The following is a 23572-nucleotide window of genomic DNA, read 5'->3' on the forward strand; positions in this document are numbered from 1 at the left end:
GCCGTGGAAGATGGTGGCCTGAACCCGGATTACGCAAAACTCTTGCGGCGGCGCTCGATCGGCGGGGCGTCTTCAACGGCCGGCAGGCTTTGTAGCACGCGGGTGGAGGGCAGGATGGCAATCACCTCGGTGCCTTCGCGCAGCTTGGACTTCAGCATGAATTGGCCGTCATGCTTGGCAAGGATGGCCTGTACGATCGGCAGGCCGAGGCCGGTGCCCTGTTCGGCGCTCTTGATGGCGATCGAGCCCTGGCCGAAGGCGGAGAGCACGACCGGGATTTCCTCTTCCGGGATGCCGGGGCCATTGTCCTTGATAGAGACATACTGGCCGCCGCCGGCCGTCCAGCCGACCTTGACCATGACGTCGCCGCCCTGGCTGGTGAATTTTACCGCATTGGAGAGAAGATTGAGCAGCACCTGCCGCATCGATTTCTCATCGACCCAGACGAGCGGCATTTCCGGCTCGAACTGCTGCTGGATGGTGATGTTCTTGGCGCGCGCCCGCAACTGTACCATGCCGATGCAGTCCTCGGCGATTTCCAGCAGGGACAGCGCATCTTCGGCGAGATCGTAACGGCCGGCTTCGATGCGCGACAGATCAAGAATCTCGTTGATGAGGTTGAGCAGGTGCTCGCCGGAGCGGTGGATATCTCCGGCATATTCCTTGTAGGTCGGGTTGGACAGCGGCCCGAGCACTTCCGAATTCATCACCTCGGAGAAACCGAGAATGGCGTTGAGCGGTGTGCGCAGCTCATGCGACATCGAGGCGAGGAAGCGGGACTTTGCAAGGTTGGCTTCCTCGGCACGGCGCCGCGCTTCGTCCGACATCGAATTGGCAACCTCCAGCTCGGCGATCAGGTCGTCCTTTTCCGACTGATAGGACATCAGTGTAAGACTGGACTGATAAAGCCGGTTGGAGATGTAATAAAACAGCACGAGTGCTGTGGCGACCATCGCGGTCAGGCCATAATCCAGCGGGTTCTGGCTGCTGATGGCGGTCATCACCAGCATCAGTACGGTCGGGATAAAGCTGAACAATGCCGCCTGGCGCAGCATGAAATTGGTCATGGCCGTGATGGAGATGGCCACCAGAAGGGCTGCGACCTTGTAGAAATAGAAACCGTCGGTATTGCCGCAGGCATCGCAGCTCTGCATGGCAAAAAGCGCCCAGCAGAAACCAAGCGCGATCTGTCCAACCAGCAACCATCTGCGCCAGCGCAACGCCTCTTCGGTGGTGAATTCCTTGCGGGCGATCCGTTTGGCCAGAACCAGGTTCATGGCATGAACGGCCATGGTGAGCAGGCCCCAGGAGATGAGGCTGCTGTTCTGGTTGATGGCAAGGCCGACCATCGCAACGAGGAAGATGACGACGGGCGTGATCAGTGCGCTCTGAAGCACGGTGCGAACGTGCTGCGACAGCATTTCGCGATCAAAGCCATGGGCGCCCTGCGCAGTATATTGCAATCTTTCACGCGTCGCCCGCACGGCTTTGGACACAGGTTTGCTGCGGTGGGCGCGCGTGCGGTCCACGATGATCTTGTCCGTCGATGTGCTGACGCTGTTACTCATTGCCCATGGACTGCTGATCCGGATGGTGCGAGCCTAGTAGGAAATTATTAAGAAGGTCCTGATGCGAAAGAATTTGTTTTCCATTTTTCTGAAGCATCTGTTGGGATTTGAGGCGGAAACATGACGCGGGGTCGCATAGGCGCCTATCGAAGGCATAGAACGATCGGGCGCTTTAAGGATGTCGTGCTGACGCTGTGTTTCCTGTTCCTGCTGGCGCTGATCGCGGCACGGCTGCAGGGCGGCGCGAGCGATCCGGTGACAGGTCCGTTTCGTGTGGTTGACGGCGATACGCTGGCGGCGGGGTCGGAACGGCTAAGGCTCGCCGGTATCGATGCGCCCGAACTCGACCAGACCTGCGAGCGTGATGGGCAGGCTTGGGATTGCGGGCAGGATGCCAAGGCAGCGTTGCAGCGGGTAGTCGCAGGCGGCGAGGTCGAATGCCGCGGCGGTGAGCGGGATCGTTATGGGCGTCTTGTGGTCAACTGTTTTGTCGATGGCCGCACGGTCGGTGGCGCGATGGTGCGATCCGGCATGGCGGTGACGACGAGCCTGATCACTTATCGCCGGGAGCAGGTGGATGCGGAAAATGACAGGAAAGGGATATGGGCAGGTCCGTTCATCATGCCCGCCGACTGGCGGCGCGAGCGCAAGCTTGAGCAGGAAGGCCGCGGTTTCCTCTCCGGAATGAAGGATATATTGTCGCTGCAATGGTTGTGAGTTCTTTGCCCGTGTCCAACGCCATGTCTGTTTCCGTTACATCATCCGCAGAAACCGACACCGCCGATCGGCTGGAATTGCTGCGCCGATCGATCGCCGACTGTCGGCTCTGTCGTGACGTGCCGGTGCGGGGGCCGGAGGATCGGCTGCCGCACGAGCCGCGTCCGGTGGCCGTGTTGTCCTCGAAGGCAAAAATTCTGATTGCCGGGCAGGCGCCGGGCCTTCGCGTGCATGAAAGCGGCCTGCCGTTTGACGACGCGTCTGGCGACCGGCTGCGCGAATGGTTGGCCGTCAGTCGCGATGAGTTTTACGATCGCGACCGGTTTGCCATTGTGCCGATGGGCTTCTGTTTTCCCGGTTATGACGAAAAGGGCAGCGATCTGCCGCCGCGCCGGGAGTGCGCCCCGCTCTGGCGCCAGGCGGTGATCGATGCCATGCCGCAGATCGAACTCATTCTGGCGGTCGGTCAATATGCCCAGGTTTGGCATATGGGCACTATCAAGGCCAAGACGATGACGGACACGGTGAAGGAATGGCGCCGCAGCTACTTTGTCAATGACGGGCCGCGCATTCTGCCTCTGCCGCATCCGAGCTGGCGAAACAGCGCGTGGCTGAAGCGCAATTTGTGGTTTAGCAAAGATGTCTTGCCAACTCTGCGTCAGGATGTGGACAGTTTGTGTCGTTGAAAGAATTTTCGGTTACACATGCCAAAATTCGCGGTATGACGAAAAATAATTTCGAAGGGGAGATTTTATGGACCGTCTCGATCGCAAGATTCTGCGTATCCTGCAGGAGGATTCCACACTGGCCGTCGCCGACCTCGCCAAGAAGGTCGGCCTGTCGACGACGCCCTGCTGGCGCCGTATCCAGAAGATGGAAGAGGATGGTGTGATCCGCCGTCGTGTGGCGCTGCTCGATCCGGGCAAGGTCAATACCAAGGTCACGGTCTTCGTTTCGATCCGCACTGCCAGCCACTCGATCGAATGGTTGAAGCGCTTTTCGGAAGTCGTGGTCGATTTCCCGGAAGTGGTGGAATTCTACCGCATGAGCGGCGACGTCGATTATCTGCTGCGCGTCGTCGTACCGGATATCGCTGCCTATGATGCTTTCTACAAGCGCCTGATCGCCAAGATCGAGATCCGCGACGTGTCCTCGGTGTTTGCGATGGAGCAGATCAAGTACACGACGGAACTGCCGCTCGATTACATGACGCTCGATACCCAGAAGTCGCAGGTCGAGGAATAAGCGGCAGCGCTGCATTCAGCGCACCAAGCGAAAACGCATGAAGGCCATCGGCACGGAAATTCGTGCCGATGGCCTTGCTTTACGGTAAGCGTGACCGGACAAGCCGCCTCAAACTTGCGACTAAGGGCTTTAAAACGTCGTTTGGCTCGGATCGAAGTTGATGTCGATGTCCCGCCATGCTTCATAGGGCAGGCCCGACGCCGCGAGCGCGCTATACGGCCCGCATTTGAGAATGGCGCGAACGCCACTCGCTATCATCAGACGTTCGTAATCGGAGCTGGGCTCTTTCTGCGAAACGGGTCGCTCGCTGACCGAGCCGTCGAGACCAAGCTTGAAGCTTACGGAAAATGGCAGCGCTTTTTGCCCTTCCGGCGGCAGGGGCATCGTCCAGCACGATTTGATGGCCGGGGTCAGGATTTTTGCGATCCTCTCCCCGTCGGTTTCTGCCAGAGCCGCCGATGCCATCGCGACGGTCGCGGCGGCAAGTGCGACGATGCGCAAACGCCTGATCATTTCCGTTCCAGCCGCGCCAGCAGCGAGGATGTATCCCAGCGATTGCCACCAAGCGCCTGCACGTCGCCGTAAAACTGATCGACCAGCGCCGTCAGCGGCAGTTTTGCGCCGTTGTTGCGGGCCTCTTCCAGCACGATGCCAAGATCCTTGCGCATCCAGTCAACGGCGAAACCAAAGTCGTATTTGCCTTCGTTCATCGTCTTGTGGCGGGCTTCCATCTGCCAGGAACCGGCGGCGCCCTTCGAAATGACGTCCACCACCTTTTCGATATCGAGACCGGCCTGCTTGCCGAAATGGATGGATTCGGCCAAGCCCTGAACGATGCCGGCGATGCAAATCTGGTTCATCATCTTGGTGAGTTGGCCGGAGCCGACCGGCCCCATCAGGCCGACCATGCGGGCAAAGGCATCAATGACCGGTTTTGCCGTGTCGAAGGTCGACTGATCACCGCCGCACATGACCGTCAACACGCCGTTTTCTGCGCCGGCCTGTCCGCCGGAAACCGGAGCGTCGATAAAGCCGATACTTTTCGCAGCGGCTGCGTCTGCGAGTTCGCGCGCCACATCGGCGCTGGCCGTGGTGTTGTCGATCAGAATGGCGCCGGACTTCATGCCGGCAAGCACGCCGGTTTCACCCAGCGTGACCGAGCGCAGGTCATCGTCATTGCCGACGCAGATGAAAACAAAATCTGCATCTTTTGCGGCTTCGGCCGGTGTGGCGCCGGTTTTGCCACCGAACTTTTTGGCCCAGTCGTCGGCTTTTGCAGCGGTGCGGTTATAGACCGTGACCTCGTGGCCGCCTTTTTCCTTGAGGTGCCCCGCCATCGGAAAACCCATGACCCCAAGACCGATGAATGCCACTTTCGCCATGCCAACCTCCAATATGCGACTTCCTAAGGCTTAGAACAAAGCGAGAGCATCGGGAAGCGCGCAGCTGCAAAAAATCATTTTCCGCACTGCGGTGTATTTCGTGACTGTAGGAGTTTCGCATTCCGACATCGCTAAAATTGAGAAATGAAAACTCCTAAACCCCGCCTTTTTTGAAACATCGCAATGTCGACCAATCCACTGGAGTATGGGAGCCTTTCTTCATCGAGAGATCGCCGCCGGTGAGGGCACTGCGGGGTCTGCAAGAGAGGGATGGTTCTCATGGTTACGCGCAGGCAGACACTTGGACTGATTGGTGCCGCCGCAGTCTCGACGGTTCTTCCGATCGCCGGCAAGGCGCGGGCGGCGGCGAAGGAATTGCGCATCGGCTGGCAGAAGAACGGCGTGCTTGCGCTCGCCAAAAGCCAGGGTGCGTTGGAAAAGCGTTTTGCCGATCGCGGCATCAAGGTTTCATGGTCGGAATTCACCTCCGGTCCGCCGCTTCTGGAAGCGCTCGGCGCCGGTGCGCTGGACTTTGGCCCGACCGGCGATGTGCCGCCGCTGTTTGCGCAGGCGGCGCGCGGCAACCTGCTTTACGTCGGCACCTATCGCGGCAGCGGGCAGGGCTCTGCGATTCTCGTGCACAAGGATTCGCCGATCCAGTCGATCGCCGATCTCAAGGGCAAGAAGCTGGCCTTCAAGCGCGGCTCCAGTGCCCATAACGTGACCGTCAAGGTGTTGCGCAAGGGCGGGCTTACGCCGGGCGACGTGACGCAGCTCGATCTCGCGCCGCCGGATGCGGCGGCCGCCTTCAAGAACGGTTCGATCGATGCTTGGTCTATCTGGGATCCCTATACGGCGATTGCCGAGGCAGATCCGAACACGCGGGTGCTGACGACGGCGGAAGGCATCGTCGACTCATGGAGCTACTTTCTCGGCAACGGCGATTTCGTCGGCGAAAACGGCGATTTGGTCGTCGAGATCATCGATGAACTGAAGAAGGTCGGAACCGCCGCGCAGTCGAATTTCGACGAGACGGTGAAGGCGATCGCCTCGATCACCGGTGTGCCGGAAAACGTCACCAAGGTGGTTCTGTCACGTCGCGGCGCCGATCTCGGTGCCGTCTCAACGCTGCCGGACGCGGCGGTTCAATACCAGCAGGCGCTCGCCGACGAATTCTACGATCTGAAGATCATTCCCCGCAAACTCGACATCAGCGACATCGTCTGGCGTCCGAAAGCCAGCTGAGCAGGAATGAGAGGAGCACCGACATGACGGACACATCCAAACCGATCGACTTTTTATGGTTCATCCCGACCGGCGGCGACGGCACCTATCTCGGTGGTTCTGAACTGAACCGGCCGCCGGAAAACCGCTACCTGCGCGAACTGGCGCAGACGGTGGACCGGCTGGGTTATTCCGGTGTGCTGCTGCCGACCGGCGTCTCCTGCGAGGAATCGTTTGTAACGGCCGCTTCGCTGGCGCCGTTCACGGAAAAGCTGAAATTTCTAGTGGCGATCCGGCCGGGCACGGCGTCGCCTGCCTATTACGCGCGGCTGGCGGCGGCGCTCGACCGCGTGTCGAACGGGCGGTTGCTGCTGAACATCGTTGTCGGCGGCAATCCGTCCGAACTGGCCGGTGACGGCATCTTTCTCGAGCATGACGAGCGTTATGCGCATGCGGAAGAGTTCTTTCAGGTTTTCGAGGATCTGGTCACGACCGGCCATGCCGATCTCGATGGCAAGCACATCAAGGCCAAAGGCGCAAAACTCGGTTTCCCGACCATCCAGCAGCCGCGCCCGCCGCTTTATTTCGGTGGCTCGTCGGATGCCGGTATCGAATTTTTTGCAGGCCGCGCCGACAAATACCTGACCTGGGGCGAGCCGCCGGAGCAGGTGGAGCAGAAGATTAAGGCGGTGCGGGCGGCAGCCGAAAAGCAGGGCCGGGACGTCTCCTTCGGCATCCGCCTTCATTTCATCGTGCGCGAGACCGACGAGGAGGCTTGGGAAGCGGCCGACAAGCTGATTTCAAAGCTTTCCGACGAGACGATTGCCAAGGCACAGGCGCATTTCGCGACCGAGTCGGACTCGGTCGGGCAGCGGCGCATGGCGGCTCTGCACAATGGACGACGCGACAAGCTGGAAGTCTCGCCGAACCTGTGGGCCGGTATCGGCCTGGTGCGTTCGGGTGCCGGCACGGCGCTGGTCGGTTCGCCAAAAACGGTGGCGGCGCGGCTCAAGGAGTATCAGGAACTCGGCATCGAAACGGTGATCGGTTCCGGTTATCCACATCTGGAAGAAGCCTATCGCGTGGCTGAACTGCTTTTCCCCGAGCTTGGCATTACTCGCGAAGAACAGCGTGCCGGGTTCGGCAACGAGTTTGCAGCGGCAAAACCGATCTTTGGCGGCGGCGGGCACGCGACCGTGCGCGCCGTTGCGGCGTCCTGATAACCCATGGAGGCTTGGCCGATGACGACGATCGATACGTTTTCCGACGGACGAAAACTGCGGCGGGCGACCAGTGGAACGCCACGGACACTGACCGAAGACAGGCCCCAGGAAAAGTCCAAGGACTGGGCGCAGGCCTCACAAAACCCTCCCAAGGGCGCGGCGGACGGTGTGCAGGCAAAGGGCGGGAAACCGTCTGGCCTGCGCACCATCTCGCGCGCTGCTTGGTTGCCCTATCTCGTGCCGGTGGCATTGGTGATCGTGTGGCAGACCCTGTCGTCACTCGGGGTGATTTCCGATCGCATTATGCCGGCACCGGTGGCGGTGGTCGCGGCTTTCTGGGAACGGTTGCTGTCCGGTGAACTGGTGCGTGACATCGCTGTCAGCGGCGCACGCGCACTCAGCGGATTGTTGATCGGCGGCTCGATCGGATTTCTGCTCGGCATTGCCAACGGTGTGTCAAAATTGTCGGAACAACTTACCGACACGACCTTGCAGATGCTGCGCACCATTCCGCATCTGGCAATGATTCCGCTGGTCATCCTGTGGTTCGGCATCGGTGAGGAGGCAAAGCTGTTTCTGACCTCGCTCGGCGTGCTGTTTCCGATCTATCTCAACACCTATCACGGCGTGAAAAACGTTGATCGTGATCTGGTCGAGATGGGCAGGATTTACGGCATGAGCAGCTGGTCGCTGTTCCGCAAGGTGATCTTTCCGGGTGCGCTGCCATCGATCTTCGTGGGGCTTCGTTATGCGCTCGGCATCATGTGGCTGACGCTGATCGTGTCCGAATCGATCGCCGCCAATTCCGGCATCGGCTACATGGCCAATACCGCCCGCGAATTCATGATGACCGATGTCGTCGTGCTGGCGCTGGTCATCTATGCCGTGCTCGGCAAGCTCGCCGATGTTGTTGCCCGCGCTCTGGAGCGCTGGGCCCTGTCCTGGAACGCGGCCTATCAGGTTTGAGAAGAAGAGGTTATGCCAGTGAGTTCCTATCTGCTTCCTTCCGCCATGGTCTGGGACGCTTTCGAGCTTCAGGAAAGAGCTTACTTCCCCGACGGCACCGAGGTCCGGCCGAGTGCCGAGCCACCGGTCCTGCCCAAGGCTCCGGCCGGACTTCGCCTGCGTGGTGTCGAAAAGGCGTTTGGCGACAACCGTGTCCTGCGCGGCATCGACCTCGATGTTCCGGCCGGGCAGTTCGTGGCCATCGTCGGCAAAAGCGGTTGCGGCAAGAGCACGCTTTTGCGCCTGCTGGTCGGGCTGGATGAGCCGACCGGTGGCGAGATCGATTTCATCGACGATGGTGGTGATCGTGTTGCGCCGGATGCCCGGATCGTCTTTCAGGAGCCGCGATTGCTGCCGTGGTTTTCCGTGGCTGACAATGTTGCAGTGGGCCTTGGCGATGGCGTGCCAAAAGCCTATGCGCGCCGTGAGGCGGAACTGGTGCTGGAAGAGGTGCAGCTTTCCGAAAAGGCAAAGGAGTGGCCGGCAAAGCTTTCCGGTGGGCAGAGACAGCGGGTGGCACTGGCGCGTGCACTCGTCAGCCGGCCGGGGCTGCTGGCGCTGGATGAACCGCTTGGCGCACTCGATGCCTTGACGCGGATCAGCATGCAGCAATTGCTGACAAGGGTTTGGCGGGAACTGGGTTTTACCGCCGTACTGGTGACGCATGACGTAACGGAAGCCGTGCATCTGGCCGACCGCGTCATCGTACTGGATGAGGGCGAGATAAAGCTTGATCTCGCGGTGCCACAGGCGCATCCGCGTCGTCATGGAGATCCGGAGCTGGCACTGCTGGAGGGCCAGCTTCTGGCGGCGATCCTCGGCGAAAGCTGAGGATCGCTGTTTTCGAGATCAGAACGGTTTTAAGGCGGCCAGCGCCACGATGATCACCGTCGAGACCAGAATGATCGGCATGCCGGCGCGCACGAAAGCGGGCGGATCAAGCTTCGGATCCTTGGCCATGCGGCGCATCCAGCCCTGCTGCATGCCGTGCAGCGCCGACAGCAACACCACGAACAGCAGTTTCGCGTGCAGCCAGCCATTGCCGACAAAACCGGTATAGCCGAAGGCAAGCCACAGGCCAAAAATCCAGACACCGGCGAGAGCCGCGGTGTTGACGGTGCGGTCGTATTTGCGCAGCACCTCGATGACACCGGTGCGGATGGCCGGCGGCACCATGCCGATGGCAAAGGCGTTGACCAGTATGCCGGCAATCAGCACGAAGTCGGAAATCAGGTGCAGGGCCCTGAGACAGAGATAAAGATCAGGCATTGTCGTTTTCCCAGATAAGGGCTTCGGTGAAGCCGAGTTCGGCAAAATCCTGACGCCGGAGCGCCTGTTCTGCCGGATCGGCGGTAAAAAATTCGTCCAGCTGCGGCGGCGCAACCGATGCTCCCGATAACATGGCATGCACCTGACCGCGATGGTGGATCTGGTGCTGGAAGAGATGCAGAAGCGTGCGATCCGCTGTTTCCACCTGGATATGCGTGGCGCGCGGGATGTGGATCTCTGCGGCAAGGCCGATTTCGCCAAGATTTCGACAGTGGTCGATCAGGCGACGGTCGGCGGCGCGCTGCTCGCGGTCGAGATCGGCGAGGGCGGGAAACGGGATCTCCGGATCGAAGGCGGCACTGCCGATACAATCCCCTTCAAGCGCGCTGATATAGAGCCAATCGACGGTCAGGATGTGATTGAGCGTGTGGATGATCGACGGAAAGAAGTTTACTCGTTTCGCCGTAAGTTCTGCCGCAGACAATTGCCTGCATGCCTTCAGAACCCGGTGATTGGCCCAGGCATTGTTGTAGGCCTGGGTCGCAAAATAGTGCCGCGTCAGCATGCGTCCTCCTGCCGCTTGTCAGGTGACTATAGCGTCAGCGTGCCGGATATGCAGGTGGTCACATTGCCGCCCACCCAGATATCGTCACCCACCTTGTCGACATGCACGCGGCCGGCGCGGCCAAGCGCGGTACCCTGCACGGCGACATAATGGTCTGGCGCGACACCCGAAGCGATTAGCCACTGCGCAAGCCCCGCATTGAGACTGCCGGTGACCGGATCCTCATAGCCGTTGCGGGTGAAGGCACGCACTTCGAACCGGGCGTCCGCGCCATCGAGATCGGAATTGAACGGGCCGACAAGGCCGACGCGGGCGCCGGCCAGGATGGAATAATCCGGCTTGGCGGCCAGCACATCGGTGCGCGAGGGCAGAAGCACGCCGATCCAGTCGGGGCCGTTTTCCACCCAGTTGGCGTCCTTTATCAGCGCATCCGGCAGATTGAGGCCGCGGGCGATCCGCTCGACGATGGCGGCATCGACCGGGCCGGAGCGGACCAAAGGTCGGGCGGCAAAGGCAAGCCGCTCGCCATCCCGGCGGATGCGCACGAGGCCGGCTCCGCATTCCTGCACGACTTCACCCTCAGGTGCGTTCACCGCCTGGCTGAGCCAGACATGGGCGCTGCCGAGCGTCGGGTGGCCGGCAAAGGGCAATTCCTGTGTGGGTGTAAAAATGCGGACGCGGTAATGCGCATCGGGAGTGGTAGGTTGGAGTAGAAAAGTGGTTTCGGACAGGTTGGTCCAGTTGGCAAAGGCCTGCATGTCGGCATCGGAAAACCCATCGGCGCCGATGACGACGGCCAGCGGATTGCCGCGCATGGCTTGGGTTGAAAAGACGTCGACCTGCTGGAAGGAGAATGTGGGCATGGGGATCACGGGAGTTGTTTCGGATAAACGGTGCGGCCGTCATCCTCGGGCTTGTCCCGAGGATCTGCAACTGCCTGTGATTATTGACGTGATTAGATCCTCGGGACAAGCCCGAGGATGACGTCAGGGTTGATGATGCCGGAGGGTATCAAAGCACCAGACGGAATTTTGCAAAACCGTTCTCGCCGTCACCGGCTTCCTCGATCTTGGCACCCTTGACCGAAGCGGCATACTGGCGGCCTTTCGGACCGCTCTCGAATACCGCGCTGGTGCCCGGTAACGGCTTGAACGACCAGTTGGCATCGGCCGACGGATTGATCGTGCCCTGATCGACGATGTAGCGGACGATGACGTCGCGGTTGGTGTCGGGGGCAACGAAGATCAGCTTGTCGGAAGCGATCTCCGGGAATTTGCCACCACCGCCGGCGCGATAGTTATTGGTGACCACCACGAATTTCTGGGCCGGATCGATCGGTTTGCCGTCGAATGCCAAATCGACGATGCGGTTGGCATCCTGATTGATCAGCTTGCCGTCCTTGTCGAAACGTACCGGTTGGGACAGGTCGATCTGGTAGGTGACGCCGTCGATGACATCGTAATTGTAGGACGGAAAACCGTCATTCAGCAGGACGGCATCCTTCGAGCCGGCCTTGACCTGATTGAACATGCCGGCCGACATTTCCAGCCAGTTTTTCACCTGCGCGCCGGTGATCAGTACGGCCTGCACGGTGTTCGGATAGAGATAGAGGTCGGCGACGTTCTTGATGGCGATGTCACCCGCGGCAACGTCGGTGTAATATTCGGAGCCGCCACGGCCGCCGGCCTTGAAGGGCGCTGCGGCGGAGAGGACGGGAAAGTCCTTGTATTCGCCATCCTTCAGCATCTGCTTGATGTACCAGGTCTGGGCGTTGGAGACGATCTGTACGGAGGGATCGTCTGCCACCAGCGCGAAATACGAATAGAGCGGCGCGGATGTCTTGCCGACGGCGCGGCGGACATAGGCGAGCGTCGCCTCATGATCGGCCTTGGCGGCCGCCAGAACTTCGGGCTTGTCCTTCACGTCAGCGACGATCTTCCGGTTGTCGTCACGATGGTAGATCGGCCGCGCTTCGGAGGTGGAGGAAATGATCTTCCAGCTGTTACCGTCCTTTTCCAGAAGCAGGTCGATCAGGCCCATATGCGAGCCCCAGAAGCCGCCCATCACGGCGGGCTTGCCCATCAGCGTGCCCTTCTTGGCGTCTGCGCCGGCAATGCCGTCGAAATCCTTGGGGCCGGGGAAGACCAGATGCTGGTGGCCGGTGAAGATCGCATCGATGCCCTCGACGCCGGCAAGATAAAGCGAGGCGTTTTCCATGCGCTCACTCTGGCCGGAACCATCAATGCCGGAGTGGGAAAGGGCGATGACGATATCGGCGCCTTCCTCCTTCATCACCGGCACCCAGGCCTTGGCGGCATCGACGATATCGCGGGTCTGCGCCTTGCCTTCGAGGTTCTTGGCATCCCAGGTCATGATCTGCGGCGGTACAAAACCGATGAAACCGACCTTGATGGTAGACGTGGCGCCGGAGCCGTCGCGGATCTGTTTTTCGATGATCACGTATGGCTTGAGGATCAGTTCATCCTTTTTGGCATCGGATGCCAGCATGCCCTTGGTAAGATTCGCACAGACATGCGGGAATTTGGAGCCGGCCAGAACCTTCGAGAGGAAGTCCAGGCCATAGTTGAATTCGTGATTGCCAAGCGTGCCGACGTCGTAACCGAGGACGTTCATGGCATCCATTACCGGATGTGTGTCGCCATCCTTCATGCCACGCTCATAGGCGATGTAATCGCCGAGCGGGTTGCCCTGCAGGAAGTCGCCATTGTCGATCAGCATGGAATTGCCGGCTTCGGCGCGGATGCCGTCGATCAGCGAGGCGGTTCGGGCAAGGCCCAGCGTGTCGTTCGGCTTGTCGGCGTAATAGTCATAGGGGAAGACGTGGACGTGAATGTCCGTGGTTTCCATGATGCGCAGATGCGCCTGATTATTGGCAGCGCGTGCCGCAAATGGGTGAAGGACAACGAGGGCCGAAGAAGCGGCAAAGCCGCCGAGCAGGGCGCGGCGGCTGATAGGATGAAGAGCGGACAATTGCGACATGAAAATCTCCCCTGTGCTTATCGAGGCAACCTAGGCGCAATTGCATGGGGTTGCATCAGTAAAATGACAGAGGGTTGGATATCTTCCGATGCCGCTTTTTATCGTGTCAGAACCGGGCGGATTTCCTGATGGAAGAAGCGGAAATACGACTGTACCTGCGCCGACGCATTCGAATTGGGGCGAAAATGGATGCCCAGGCGGCCACGGTGCGACCACTTGACAGTGCCCTCGAGAATGCCGAGTTCCTCGGTTTCGATCTTGACCGCGCTGCCGGTCGCGGCGTGGAACGGGCTGCCGAGATCGAGCGCCAGGCCGGTGTCGGACAGATCAACGATACGGCCCTTGGCGGCCTGATTGTAATATTTCACGGTCCCGATAATGCGGGTCTTGCGGCGCTGGGCGCTGCGGGTCTTCATTCCAATGACTGCCATGCGTCTCTCCATCGTTCGAATGGAGAAATACAGGTAAGCCGTTGAATTATATTTCATTGCATCTGTAAAATTCGAGCAATTCGAATATAATCCCAGAACGGGACGGTCAAATGGCTTCAAACCTTGTCGATCCGGCACTGGAAGCAGTTGTTGCGTGCTGAACGCACATGCAGATAGGCGATATCCTCGCGCGCCAGAAGAATTTCCGCACGATTGGCAATATCGGATGTGGATGTCACCGCGCCGCTACCATAAACGATGCGATCATTGCTGCCATAACCGCGGACAATATAGTCGGGGCTCTCAAGCATAGGCGGCATGATTTCCGTTGCCTCGTAACGCTTGCAGCGTTTCGCGTGCAGGAAGATCGGTCCTGTTTCGGCGTAAGGCTGCAGCGACGGGAAAGGGCGGTAGGCGAGGATGAGATAGTCTTCGCCCGCATCGATGTTTTCAAGGCAGTGACGGCACGGATGTCCGGGGCCGTCCGACACGGCGGTTTCGGGCGTGTTGCCGTAGGCGTCCGGGCCGCTGTTGCGCAGGTGCTCGGCGTGTTCGGTCGGCATGGCGGTGAAGGTGATCATGGTGCTGCTCCCGTTGTGTTCGGGAGAAATGAACTGGATGGCTCAGAGCCGCCACCCGTTTCTTGCGTCAGCGTCGAAGAGAACTGTTTGCGGCAGGACTGAGAATGCGATCATCTTCTGCGATGCTGCCGCTTGACCAGTCGGTGATAACCAACGGCATCAGACGGGAGGCCTCGATCGCAATTCTGTCGCCCGGTCGTGCCTCGAAATTCTGGTCGTTGTGGCGACGGCGTAGCGTTCCAACATGTGGGCGTCCGTCCGCCGGAGAAACATAGGAAAAAGACAGAAAGACGCCGCTCCGCAACGTGTCCCGTCGACCGCCGAACCGCGTCTTGAACAATTGTTTCTGCCCCGCGCAGTCCTCTGTCCACGGCGTTTCCTCATTGAAAAGAAACACATGATGCCGTGAACGGATCGAACACAGGATTTCAATTTTAGAGATCGTGACTGTCTGGGGTACGTAAAGCGCAGCCCGGATCGCAGACCATGAGCCGTAGGCAAGGATGGCGAGAACGGGCAGGAGCCCCAAGGCCCACAGAGTAGCCTTGGGGGGAAATTGCGGCATCAGCGATCGAGCGCCATCAGCAGTTCGGCATCCGACATGGGTGGCACCCAGGCCTCGCCGGTGCTGACCGGTGAGAAACCCATCATCTGGTAGAGCTGCAGGGCGCGCGGATGATCGAGCGTGTTGGTGGTGACGGTGACCTTTTTCGGATTGTTCTGCCAGGCGGCGTACAGCGCCTGCAACAGGAACCACTTGCCGATGCCCATGCCGAGCGCATGTTCGAACAGGCCAAAGTAGGAAAGTTCGACGAGGTCGTCATTGAGCTTGTTGAGTTCGAAGAAACCGGCTGGCGCGCCGTTCACATACAGAACAGTGACGCTGACTTTTGGATCTTTCAGAACCTCCGACAGTTCTGCGTCGCTCATCCGCAGCCGCTCGTACCAGTGCCAGCGCTTGCCGACCTGATGGTAGAGATAACGGTAATAGCTAAGGGGAACGTCCTGCACGCTCATCAGCGCCGTGTGGATATTGGCCGGGATCGGCAGGCTGTTTTTCGGCACGGCTGTCATTTCGAGGCGGGTGATATGCGCCTTCATCGGCTGCACGTCCTCACGCGAAATCGGCTCAGCGGGGCCGGTGACAACGGCTGTGTCGCTGCGCGAACCCCATTCCGACCACGAGCCGTCATAAAGCGAATTGTCGGTATGGCCGAGCGATTCCAGCGCCAGCGTGATGACGGCGGCGGTGACGCCGGACCCGCAGCTGGTGACGACCGGTTGCGAAAGATCGATGCCGGCATCGTCCATCAGGCGTTTCAGCGTGGCGAGATCGTGAAAACGGCCATTCGCAGAAAGGCTGGTGGCGGGCAGGCTGCGGGCACCGGGCATATGGCCGGAGCGCATGCCGGCACGCGGCTCGGCTTCGTCGCCGGTAAAACGGCCGGCACCTCGGGCATCCACCACCTGCCGCACGGCGGTATCGACGACGGCGCGCATTTCCGAAAATCCGGTGACGCGACGCGGGCGGTAATGCGGGGTGAAGGTGGTGGGCACCGGTTCTGAAAGGTTGGTTTCAAGCGGGCGGTTTTCCGCCTTCCAGCCATCGAGGCCGCCGTCGAGAACATAGACGTTTTCGGCACCCATGGTGCGCAGCATCCACCACACGCGCGGTGCGGAGAAAAAGCCGGGGCCGTCGTAGACGACGATCGTATCGTGTTCGGAAATGCCGAGCTTGCCGATTTCCTCGGCAAAATAGTCCGGCGAGGGCAGGCTGTGCGGCAGGCCCGTCGTGTGGTCGGCGATCACGTCCTGATCGAAGAACACGGCGCCGGGAATGTGGCCGCCGGCATATTCGGCAGCGCCATTGCGGTTATGCGCCGGCAGATACCAGGCCGCGTCGATGACACGAAAACCTCTCGTCCCCAGCTGCTTTTCCACCCAGTCAGCGGATACGATAAAACGGCTTCTTGCTCCGCTCATGGCACTCTCCCTTGCATGGCAATAGATGACAATATCAGAAAGCGGTCAGGCGGTCTCTTCGGGCGTGCCGAAGCGAATGCGGAACCGGCGGTTCTCCTTGCCCTTCTTTTCGATTTTGGAAATGTAGACCGCACCGACTTCCTGCGTTTCAGACACATGGGTGCCGCCGCAGGGCTGGCTGTCGATGCTGGAATTCTCGCCGATGCAGACAAGGCTGACGCGGCCGAGGCCGACCGGCGGGCGCACGTTCTTGGATTTGACCAGTTCCGGATTGGCGGCCAGTTCCTCGTCGGTGATCCACTGCAGATAGACCGGGTGGTTTTGCGTGACGAGCGCCATCATCCGTTCGGTGGCTGACGCCTTGTCGAGCGGATCGGGAATGTCGCTCATGTCGAAATCGATGCGCGACTCATCCTCGCCGACAGCCGCTCCGGTGACAGGGTAGGGGCACACGACCGACAGGATATGGCAGGCGGTGTGCATGCGCATCAGCTTGTAGCGGCGTGGCCAGTCGATATGGATGGTCAGTTTTTCGCCCACCAGCGGCTGCGGCTGACCTTCGGCCGGCACGTGGAGAATGATCTCCTTGGTGGCGCCGTTGCGGGTCGTGGCAATCTCGATCCGGCTACCATCGGCACGTTCGAAAAAGCCGATATCGCCGGGTTGGCCGCCCGAGGTGGCGTAAAAGCAGGTCTGGTCGAGTTCGATCGCGCCATCCTCGTGCAGCACGGTAACCGTGCCTTCGGCCGTGGACAGATAGAAGTCGTCGCGGAAAAGCAGCTTCGTGGTCATGCGTGTACTTTCAGGGGCATCAGGCAGCTTCGAACGGTGCCGTAATCTTGTTGGTCGAGGTCAACCATTTCGGCAGCGGCAGGCCCTTGGATTTCAGGAATTCCGGATTGAACATCTTTGACTGGTAGCGATTGCCATAATCGCAGAGGATCGTGACGATCGTGTGCCCGGGGCCGAGATCACGCGCAAGCCGAATGGCGCCGGCGACATTGATTCCAGTGGAGCCGCCGAGGCACAGGCCTTCCTGCTCGACCATGTCGAAGACGACGGGAAGGGCTTCCGCATCGCCGATCTTGTAGCTGAAGTCGGGCGTAAAACCTTCGAGATTGGCGGTGATGCGGCCCTGGCCGATGCCTTCGGTGATCGAGCTGCCTTCGGCCTTCAACTCACCATTGACGTAATAGTCATAGAGCGCGGCGCCATCGGGATCGGCAAGCCCGATCTTGATGGCCGCGTTATGGGCGCGAAGTCCTTCCGCAGTGCCCGCAAGCGTGCCGCCGGAGCCGACCGCGCAGATGAAGCCATCGATCTTGCCATCCGTCTGCTGCCAGATTTCTTGCGCGGTGGTTTCCACATGCGACTGGCGATTGGCGACATTGTCGAACTGGTTTGCCCAGATGGCGCCGTTCGGCTCGGTCTTTGCCAACTGCTCAGCGAGGCGGCCGGAGATTTTGACGTAATTGTTGGGGTTCTTGTAAGGAACAGCCGGCACTTCCACGAGTTCGGCACCCATGAGTTTCAGGGCGTCTTTCTTTTCCTGGCTCTGGGTTTCGGGAATGACGATGACCGTGCGATACCCGAGCGCCTTGGCGACCAGCGTCAGGCCAATGCCGGTATTGCCGGCCGTGCCTTCGACGATGACCCCGCCCGGACGCAACAGGCCTTTCTTTTCCGCATCGCGAATGATGTAGAGCGCTGCCCGGTCCTTGACCGACTGTCCCGGATTGAGAAATTCTGCCTTGCCGAGAATTTCGCAGCCTGTCTGATCGGACGCGCCTTTGAGGCGGATCAGAGGGGTGTTGCCGATCACGCTGAGCACCGAGGAATGCGGGGTCATGGAAAAGCCTTTTCTGTCATTTAACAAGCGCATCGTGTCTCGACGCATGGACGCGAGAGTACACGACCTAGTAACCGTCTTGTCTACGGACAATGGCGCCGACGCAAGAAATTCTGTTTCTGGGAAGCGGGACAGCCTTAATTTCTTATCTACCCCTATTTTTCAGGAGTGGCGGCTTTTCGCCATTACCCCCACATTATGGGAAATCTACCCTGTTGCGGAGGCAGGAACACTGGAAGGTTGTGAATTGATGCGGCCAATGGTCTGGCAGTATTGGAAAGGTTGCAGAGTAGGAAGCCTGCTCTCATGCGCGCTTACAATCTGCTGTGCAGCAGAGGCGGGCATATGACGGTTGCAATGCTGGATGCGCTGATTTCCGAATACGTGGCAGGTGACCTGCCGGAACCTGCGCGGGTACTGATAGCGTCCCATATCGAGATGAAACCGTCTTCTGCGCTGATGGCGCGAACGCTGGAAGCGTTTGCCGGTCAATCTCTGGAAAAGGGAGAAACGCGGTCATTGGTGAATGGCGATCGACGGATGGAAACCATCATGCGGTCCGCATCGCCGCAGCTGCGATTGGTGCAGCCGCGCGAAAAACACCACGTCCTGCCGCGCGCTTTGCGTGATTATCTCGGCTTCGATCTGGCCGATGTGCCCTGGAAGGGCAAGCTGCCGGGTCTGAAGCAGCATATGATCGAGCACAACAAGGAAGACGGTTCGGAAGCGAGCCTGTTATGGGCGCGGCCGGGCAGGGCACTGCCCAATCATACCCACGAGGGGCTGGAACTGACGCTGGTTCTCGACGGCGATTTCCACGATCATCGCGGCACATTTGCGCGGGGCGACGTTTCTGTCGCTGACGAGAGCCTCGACCACCGGCCGGTGGCGGGGCAGACAAAACCCTGCCTGTGCCTGTCGGTCCTGTTTGCGCCGATCGTGCTGTCAGGCTCGAAGATGGGCCTGCTCGGCGACATTCTCGGCCTTTAAAAACCTTCACTCCCTGAAATGCAAAACACCCCGCCGGCGAAACCGGGCGGGGTGTTTTTTGCCTTGGGAGGCTGTGTCTTGATCAATCTTCAGCGCCGGCAACCTGCGACAGCACGTCGCCACGACCACGGGCACGCATGATCAGCGGCACGATCAGTGCGAGCACGGCCAGCACCAGCAGCGTTGCTGCAATCGGCGAGCTGACCAGCACGGTCGGATCGCCCTGGCTGATCGACAACGCGCGGCGCAGCTGCTGTTCCGCCATCGGGCCGAGGATGAGGCCGACGACAACCGGTGCGATCGGATAACCCATGACGCGCATGAAATAACCGAGCAGGCCGAATGCGAGCAGCATGCCGAGTTCGAACACCGACGGGTTGGCGCCGATCGTGCCAAGTGTCGCGAACATCAGGATGCCGGCGTAAAGCCACGGTTTTGGAATGGTCAGCAGACGCACCCACAGGCCGATCAGCGGCAGGTTCAAAACCAGCAGCATGAAGTTGGCGATCAGCAGCGAGGCGATTAAGCCCCAGACGAGCTGCGGATTGGTGGCGAACAGCAGGGGGCCCGGCTGAAGGCCGAACTGCTGGAAACCGGCCAGCATGATGGCGGCGGTCGCCGTGGTCGGCAGGCCGAGCGTCAGAAGCGGAACCAGCGTTCCGGCAGCCGAGGCGTTGTTGGCGGCTTCCGGGCCGGCGACACCTTCGATGGCGCCCTTGCCGAATTCTTCCGGGTGTTTCGAAAACTGCTTTTCCGCCGAATAGGAGAGGAAGCTCGATACGTCGGCACCACCAGCCGGCATGGCGCCGATCGGAAAGCCGATCGCCGTGCCGCGCAGCCAAGGCTTCCACGAACGGCCCCAGTCCGATTTCGTCATCCACAACGAACCCTTGACCGCCTCGACCTTTTCGGGTGCGCGGCTGCCCTGTGCGGCAACGTAGAGCGTTTCGCCGATGGCAAACATCGCAACGGCAAGCGTCGTCACTTCGATACCGTCGAGCAGATCGGGAATGCCAAAGCTCATGCGGGTCTGGCCGGTCAGCTGGTCGATGCCGATAATGGCAAGCGCAAGACCGATGAAAAGAGAGGTAAGGCCGCGCAAGGTCGAATCGCCGAAGGCGGCTGACACGGTGACGAAGGCCAGAACCATCAGCGCGAAATATTCGCGGGGGCCGAAAGCGAGCGCGAATTTGACGACGAAGGGAGCGATGAAGGCCAGCGCCACGGTGGCGATGAGGCCGGCGACGAACGAGCCGATCGCAGCCGTTGCAAGTGCCGGACCACCGCGGCCTGCGCGGGCCATCTTGTTGCCCTCAAGCGCGGTGACGATCGAGGCGCTTTCACCGGGGGTGTTGAGAAGGATCGAGGTGGTCGAACCGCCATACATGCCACCGTAATAGATGCCGGCGAACATGATCAGCGAACCGGCCGGATCGAGCTGGTAGGTCACGGGCAGGAGCAGCGCCACGGTCAGCGCCGGGCCGATGCCGGGCAGAACGCCGACCAGCGTGCCGAGCGTGACACCGATCAGCGCATAGAACAGGTTGATCGGTTGTGCTGCGATCGACAGGCCCTGAAGCAGGAAATCGAAGGTATTCATCGGGGCTTACTTCCTAGAGCATGCCGCGCAAAAGCGTGCTGCGGTAACGACATGCGAGAAAACAGAGACTAAGGCGCGACGAGGCGATCCGGGGGATTGCAACGCGCCTCAGAAGAACAGTCGTTCGAGCGGGCCGGCCGGCAGCGACAGCTGCAGAAGCTGCGCGAAGGCGATCCAGACGACGAAGGCAAAGGCGATGCCGGCAGGGATGGAGAACCAAAGCTTGCGCTTGCCGAAACCGGCGGCGGTCATGGCGAACAGGATGCCTGTCGCGATCGAGAAGCCTGCGGTCGTCAGAAGCAGCATCTGGGCAGCAAGGCCACCGACGATCCAGATGACGGGCGAAACTTCCTGTTGTTCGCGTTCGGGAAAATCGCCCCGGAAGGCCGCAACGACTGTCCAGATCGCCAGGCCGACAAGACAGAAGGCGATGACTTCGGGAACCGTTGCCGGGCCGATGCCGGAATAGCCACCGCTGCTTTCCAACCGGTTGACATCGAAGAAGATGACGGCGGCGATGCCGGCGAGAACGGGGGCGACGGCAAGCGCCGCCCAATCAGGGCGGCGCGCGTGGGTGTGGTTGTGATTGCCAGTGGTCATTTAACCAGTCCGATGTCCTTGAGAATGGTTTCGGTCGCGGCAATGTCCTTGGCGAGCTGGTCTTCGAACGGCTTGCCGGCGAGGAACGTGTCCTGCCACTTCTTGGTCTTCAGCGTTGCCTGCCAGGTGGCGGACTTCACCAGCTTTTCGACGTCTGCGGTGATGGCAGCCTTCTGCTCGGCGGAAATGCCGGGAGCTGCGGCAACCATGCGCCAGTTTTCCAGAACGACGTCGAGGCCGGATTCCTTCAGCGTCGGAGCGTCTGCGCCTTCGATGCGCTCGGCGCTGGAGACGGCGAGAAGGCGCAGCGTGCCGGCCTTAATCTGCGGCTCGAATTCGCCATAGCTGGAAATGCCGGCGGTGACCTGGTTGCCGAGGATGGCAGCAAGCGCTTCACCGCCGCCCGAATAGGCGATGTAGTTGATCTTGGTCGGATCGACGCCGGCTGCCTTGGCAATCAGGCCCGCACCGATATGGTCGGTGCCGCCGGCCGAGCCGCCAGCCCAGGATACCGCACCCGGATCAGCCTTCAGCTTCTCGATCAGCTGGCCGATGTTCTGGATGTCGGAAGAGGCCGGAACGACGACGGCTTCATATTCACCGGTGAGGCGGGCAATCGGGGTGATGGCGTCGAGCGTCACCGGGGCCTTGTTGGTGAGGATGGCGCCGACCATGACGTAACCGCCGACGAGCAGCGAGTTCGGGTTGCCCTTCTGCTGGCTGGCGAACTGGGCAAGACCGATCGTGCCACCGGCGCCCGGTACGTTCACGACCTGAACCTTGCCGGAGATCTTTTCCTTCTGCAGGTCGGCCTGCAATGAGCGGGCCGTCTGGTCCCAGCCGCCACCCGGCGCTGCCGGAGCGACGATGGTGTAATCGGCGGCATAAGCGGGCAGTGCCATGGCACCAGCCAACAACGAAGCGATGAAAAAGTGTTTCAAGTGTCTTCCTCCAAAGGCGCCTTTGAGGCGCGGTGTCTCTGCTGGAGACAGGAGGAGCTGTGCCGGGTTGGCCCAGCTTGAAATCTCTCTCCCATCACCACCGGTTTCCGCCTCCACGCGGTCACCGATCATTTGTTAAGCCAACATATGAAGCTGACATCTACCTGACACTTCACCCGCGCCTGGCATTTGACAAGGGGAAACAGCGATTATTGTCGCCTCAGAACGTCGTTCCAGTGCGAAATCAGCCGGGCGCGCTTGACCTGATCGAGATAGACCATGAGGCCGGGGCTGACGGGAACGGGTTTCAACTGGCCGCCGAGAATCTTCTGCAGGGCCGTTTCGGTATTGGCGCCGGCGACATCCGGGCTGACCGCGGGGATCTGCACATCGCGGGCGAGAATGGTCTGGCCTTCCTTCGACATGAAGAATTCCAGATAGAGCCGGCCAAGATCGGCGTTCGCCGCAGCCTGCGGAACAAGACCGATGCGTGACATCACCACGGTATAATCCTTGGGCAGCAGGATGCCGATATTGGGATGGCGGCTCGCCCAGTTGGAGGCATAGGAGCCGACAATATTATAACCCAGCACAAACCGGCCGTCGGCGACGCGTTCGAGGATCGCCTCGCTGGTGGAATAGAGCTTGACGCCGGCAGCCCCCATCGCCTTCACCACCGACCAGATGTCGCCGAACTGTTCCTGATCGCGCGACATGAACAGAAAGCCGACGCCCGAACGCTCGATGTCATAGGTGCCGATGCGGCCATGAACGGCGTCGCCCTGGCTTTCCAGATAATCGACCAGTTCGGCGCGGGTGGATGGCGGCGGCGACGTTTCGAAACTCGGCTTGTGGTAGACGAACACGGCCGGCTCGAACGTCAGGGCATAAACGGCATCGCGCCAGTTGGCCCATGTCGGCCAGCGCTCCTTCATCGGCATTTCGCTGACCTGCGCGTAACCGTCATTGGCGAGTTTGACCTGCAGATCCATGGCCGAGGAGAAGGCGAAATCCGCGGTCTTCTGGCCGGCATCGGTTTCGTGCACGATGCGATCGTAGATCTCGCCGGTCAGCATTTCCTCATAACGAATGGCGATATCGGGATTGGCCTTCTGAAAGCCGGTGATCATCGGTGTGGCGAGTGGCCGGTCGAGCGACGAATAGACTTTCAGTTCGCGCGCGTCCCTGGCGCCGGAAAGGGCAGGGAACAGCGTTTCCTCCGCCGCCGACGCGGCGATGGGACAGAGAAGCGCGATAATAAACGGGAGCGTAAAAGCCTTCATCGGCGAAGCATGCCCGACTGCCTGACAAACGACAAGCATGGGCACTGCCAGCGCAAACACAACGGCTGGAAAAACAATTTTTGTCCCGCTTGTTTGACGGAACGCCATGCCTACCT

General features: G+C 60.3%; 25 protein-coding genes. 8 read left to right on the plus strand and 17 right to left on the minus strand.

From position 1 onward, the window contains the following. Positions 1–29: 29 nt before the first annotated feature. Positions 30–1568 (minus strand): ATP-binding protein, encoded by a 1539-nt coding sequence (locus tag EDF70_RS11040; RefSeq protein ID WP_132273358.1) that lies wholly within the window; start codon positions 1566–1568, stop codon positions 30–32. A gap of 120 nt (positions 1569–1688) precedes the next feature. Here EDF70_RS11040 and EDF70_RS11045 point away from each other — a divergent pair, with 120 nt between their 5' ends. The 3 genes from EDF70_RS11045 to EDF70_RS11055 all read left to right on the plus strand — a co-directional run bounded on the left by EDF70_RS11045 (position 1689) and on the right by EDF70_RS11055 (position 3530). Then, complete coding sequence (locus tag EDF70_RS11045; protein WP_132273359.1) at positions 1689–2285, plus strand: thermonuclease family protein; 597 nt, start codon at positions 1689–1691, stop codon at positions 2283–2285. Between the two features lie 23 nt (positions 2286–2308). Next, positions 2309–2971 (plus strand): uracil-DNA glycosylase family protein, encoded by a 663-nt coding sequence (locus tag EDF70_RS11050; protein WP_132273360.1) that lies wholly within the window; start codon positions 2309–2311, stop codon positions 2969–2971. Positions 2972–3038: 67 nt separating this feature from the next. After that, on the plus strand, positions 3039–3530 hold the full coding sequence (locus EDF70_RS11055; RefSeq protein WP_132273361.1) for an Lrp/AsnC family transcriptional regulator: 492 nt from the start codon (positions 3039–3041) through the stop codon (positions 3528–3530). Positions 3531–3659: 129 nt separating this feature from the next. Here the strand turns inward: EDF70_RS11055 and EDF70_RS11060 are convergent, their stop codons facing one another. Both EDF70_RS11060 and EDF70_RS11065 read right to left on the minus strand, forming a co-directional pair. Then, positions 3660–4031, minus strand: coding sequence for a hypothetical protein (locus tag EDF70_RS11060; protein ID WP_132273362.1), 372 nt, complete (start codon positions 4029–4031; stop codon positions 3660–3662). Positions 4032–4039: 8 nt separating this feature from the next. After that, positions 4040–4924, minus strand: a complete 885-nt coding sequence (locus tag EDF70_RS11065) for an NAD(P)-dependent oxidoreductase (RefSeq protein WP_348639719.1) — start codon at positions 4922–4924, stop codon at positions 4040–4042. A 267-nt stretch (positions 4925–5191) separates the two neighbouring features. Here EDF70_RS11065 and EDF70_RS11070 point away from each other — a divergent pair, with 267 nt between their 5' ends. Genes EDF70_RS11070 through EDF70_RS11085 form a run of 4 tightly spaced genes read left to right on the plus strand, consistent with a single transcriptional unit; the run spans position 5192 to position 9195 of the window. After that, the gene (locus tag EDF70_RS11070; RefSeq protein WP_132273364.1) at positions 5192–6157 is read left to right on the plus strand and encodes an aliphatic sulfonate ABC transporter substrate-binding protein; all 966 of its coding nucleotides are present in this window, start codon (positions 5192–5194) and stop codon (positions 6155–6157) included. A 23-nt stretch (positions 6158–6180) separates the two neighbouring features. Then, complete coding sequence (gene ssuD / locus EDF70_RS11075; protein ID WP_132273365.1) at positions 6181–7356, plus strand: FMNH2-dependent alkanesulfonate monooxygenase; 1176 nt, start codon at positions 6181–6183, stop codon at positions 7354–7356. A 21-nt stretch (positions 7357–7377) separates the two neighbouring features. Further along, positions 7378–8325, plus strand: coding sequence for an ABC transporter permease subunit (locus EDF70_RS11080; protein ID WP_245519118.1), 948 nt, complete (start codon positions 7378–7380; stop codon positions 8323–8325). Between the two features lie 12 nt (positions 8326–8337). Beyond that, positions 8338–9195, plus strand: a complete 858-nt coding sequence (locus EDF70_RS11085) for an ATP-binding cassette domain-containing protein (protein WP_245519119.1) — start codon at positions 8338–8340, stop codon at positions 9193–9195. A gap of 18 nt (positions 9196–9213) precedes the next feature. Here the strand turns inward: EDF70_RS11085 and EDF70_RS11090 are convergent, their stop codons facing one another. From EDF70_RS11090 to EDF70_RS11135, 10 genes are all read right to left on the minus strand, one after another. Next, positions 9214–9633 (minus strand): CopD family protein, encoded by a 420-nt coding sequence (locus EDF70_RS11090; RefSeq protein ID WP_132273366.1) that lies wholly within the window; start codon positions 9631–9633, stop codon positions 9214–9216. Then, the gene (locus EDF70_RS11095) at positions 9626–10198 is read right to left on the minus strand and encodes a DinB family protein (RefSeq protein WP_132273367.1); all 573 of its coding nucleotides are present in this window, start codon (positions 10196–10198) and stop codon (positions 9626–9628) included. The genes EDF70_RS11090 and EDF70_RS11095 overlap by 8 nt, the downstream gene beginning before the upstream one ends. 26 nt (positions 10199–10224) lie before the next feature. Beyond that, positions 10225–11061 carry a PhzF family phenazine biosynthesis protein gene (locus EDF70_RS11100; RefSeq protein ID WP_132273368.1) on the minus strand — a complete coding sequence of 279 codons (837 nt, stop codon included), beginning with the start codon at positions 11059–11061 and terminating at the stop codon, positions 10225–10227. A gap of 148 nt (positions 11062–11209) precedes the next feature. Beyond that, the gene (locus tag EDF70_RS11105; protein WP_132273369.1) at positions 11210–13198 is read right to left on the minus strand and encodes a bifunctional 2',3'-cyclic-nucleotide 2'-phosphodiesterase/3'-nucleotidase; all 1989 of its coding nucleotides are present in this window, start codon (positions 13196–13198) and stop codon (positions 11210–11212) included. Positions 13199–13296: 98 nt separating this feature from the next. Beyond that, entirely contained in the window at positions 13297–13629 is a 333-nt protein-coding gene (locus EDF70_RS11110; protein WP_245519120.1) for a PilZ domain-containing protein, read from the minus strand. A gap of 116 nt (positions 13630–13745) precedes the next feature. Next, on the minus strand, positions 13746–14210 hold the full coding sequence (locus EDF70_RS11115; protein WP_132273370.1) for a DUF1203 domain-containing protein: 465 nt from the start codon (positions 14208–14210) through the stop codon (positions 13746–13748). Between the two features lie 67 nt (positions 14211–14277). Further along, on the minus strand, positions 14278–14775 hold the full coding sequence (locus EDF70_RS11120; protein ID WP_132273371.1) for a hypothetical protein: 498 nt from the start codon (positions 14773–14775) through the stop codon (positions 14278–14280). Next, positions 14775–16193 carry a 3-mercaptopyruvate sulfurtransferase gene (gene sseA / locus EDF70_RS11125; RefSeq protein WP_132273372.1) on the minus strand — a complete coding sequence of 473 codons (1419 nt, stop codon included), beginning with the start codon at positions 16191–16193 and terminating at the stop codon, positions 14775–14777. The genes EDF70_RS11120 and sseA overlap by 1 nt, the downstream gene beginning before the upstream one ends. Before the next feature lie 45 nt (positions 16194–16238). Continuing rightward, on the minus strand, positions 16239–16985 hold the full coding sequence (locus EDF70_RS11130; protein ID WP_132273373.1) for an alanyl-tRNA editing protein: 747 nt from the start codon (positions 16983–16985) through the stop codon (positions 16239–16241). A gap of 19 nt (positions 16986–17004) precedes the next feature. After that, on the minus strand, positions 17005–18042 hold the full coding sequence (locus EDF70_RS11135; RefSeq protein ID WP_132273374.1) for a cysteine synthase A: 1038 nt from the start codon (positions 18040–18042) through the stop codon (positions 17005–17007). Positions 18043–18348: 306 nt separating this feature from the next. Between EDF70_RS11135 and EDF70_RS11140 the strand changes: the two genes are divergently transcribed. Next, complete coding sequence (locus EDF70_RS11140; RefSeq protein WP_245519121.1) at positions 18349–19032, plus strand: ChrR family anti-sigma-E factor; 684 nt, start codon at positions 18349–18351, stop codon at positions 19030–19032. 82 nt (positions 19033–19114) lie between these two features. Here the strand turns inward: EDF70_RS11140 and EDF70_RS11145 are convergent, their stop codons facing one another. The 4 genes from EDF70_RS11145 to EDF70_RS11160 form a co-directional block, all read right to left on the minus strand. Then, entirely contained in the window at positions 19115–20632 is a 1518-nt protein-coding gene (locus EDF70_RS11145) for a tripartite tricarboxylate transporter permease (protein WP_132273375.1), read from the minus strand. Between the two features lie 108 nt (positions 20633–20740). Continuing rightward, entirely contained in the window at positions 20741–21232 is a 492-nt protein-coding gene (locus tag EDF70_RS11150) for a tripartite tricarboxylate transporter TctB family protein (protein ID WP_132273376.1), read from the minus strand. Next, on the minus strand, positions 21229–22173 hold the full coding sequence (locus tag EDF70_RS11155; RefSeq protein WP_132273377.1) for a tripartite tricarboxylate transporter substrate binding protein: 945 nt from the start codon (positions 22171–22173) through the stop codon (positions 21229–21231). Before EDF70_RS11155 ends, EDF70_RS11150 begins: the two co-directional genes overlap by 4 nt. 209 nt (positions 22174–22382) lie before the next feature. Beyond that, the gene (locus EDF70_RS11160; protein WP_132273773.1) at positions 22383–23456 is read right to left on the minus strand and encodes an ABC transporter substrate-binding protein; all 1074 of its coding nucleotides are present in this window, start codon (positions 23454–23456) and stop codon (positions 22383–22385) included. Positions 23457–23572: the final 116 nt, after the last annotated feature.

Origin of the sequence: Neorhizobium sp. JUb45 (genome assembly GCF_004343585.1) — a bacterium.
In the GTDB taxonomy this organism is placed as follows: domain Bacteria; phylum Pseudomonadota; class Alphaproteobacteria; order Rhizobiales; family Rhizobiaceae; genus Neorhizobium.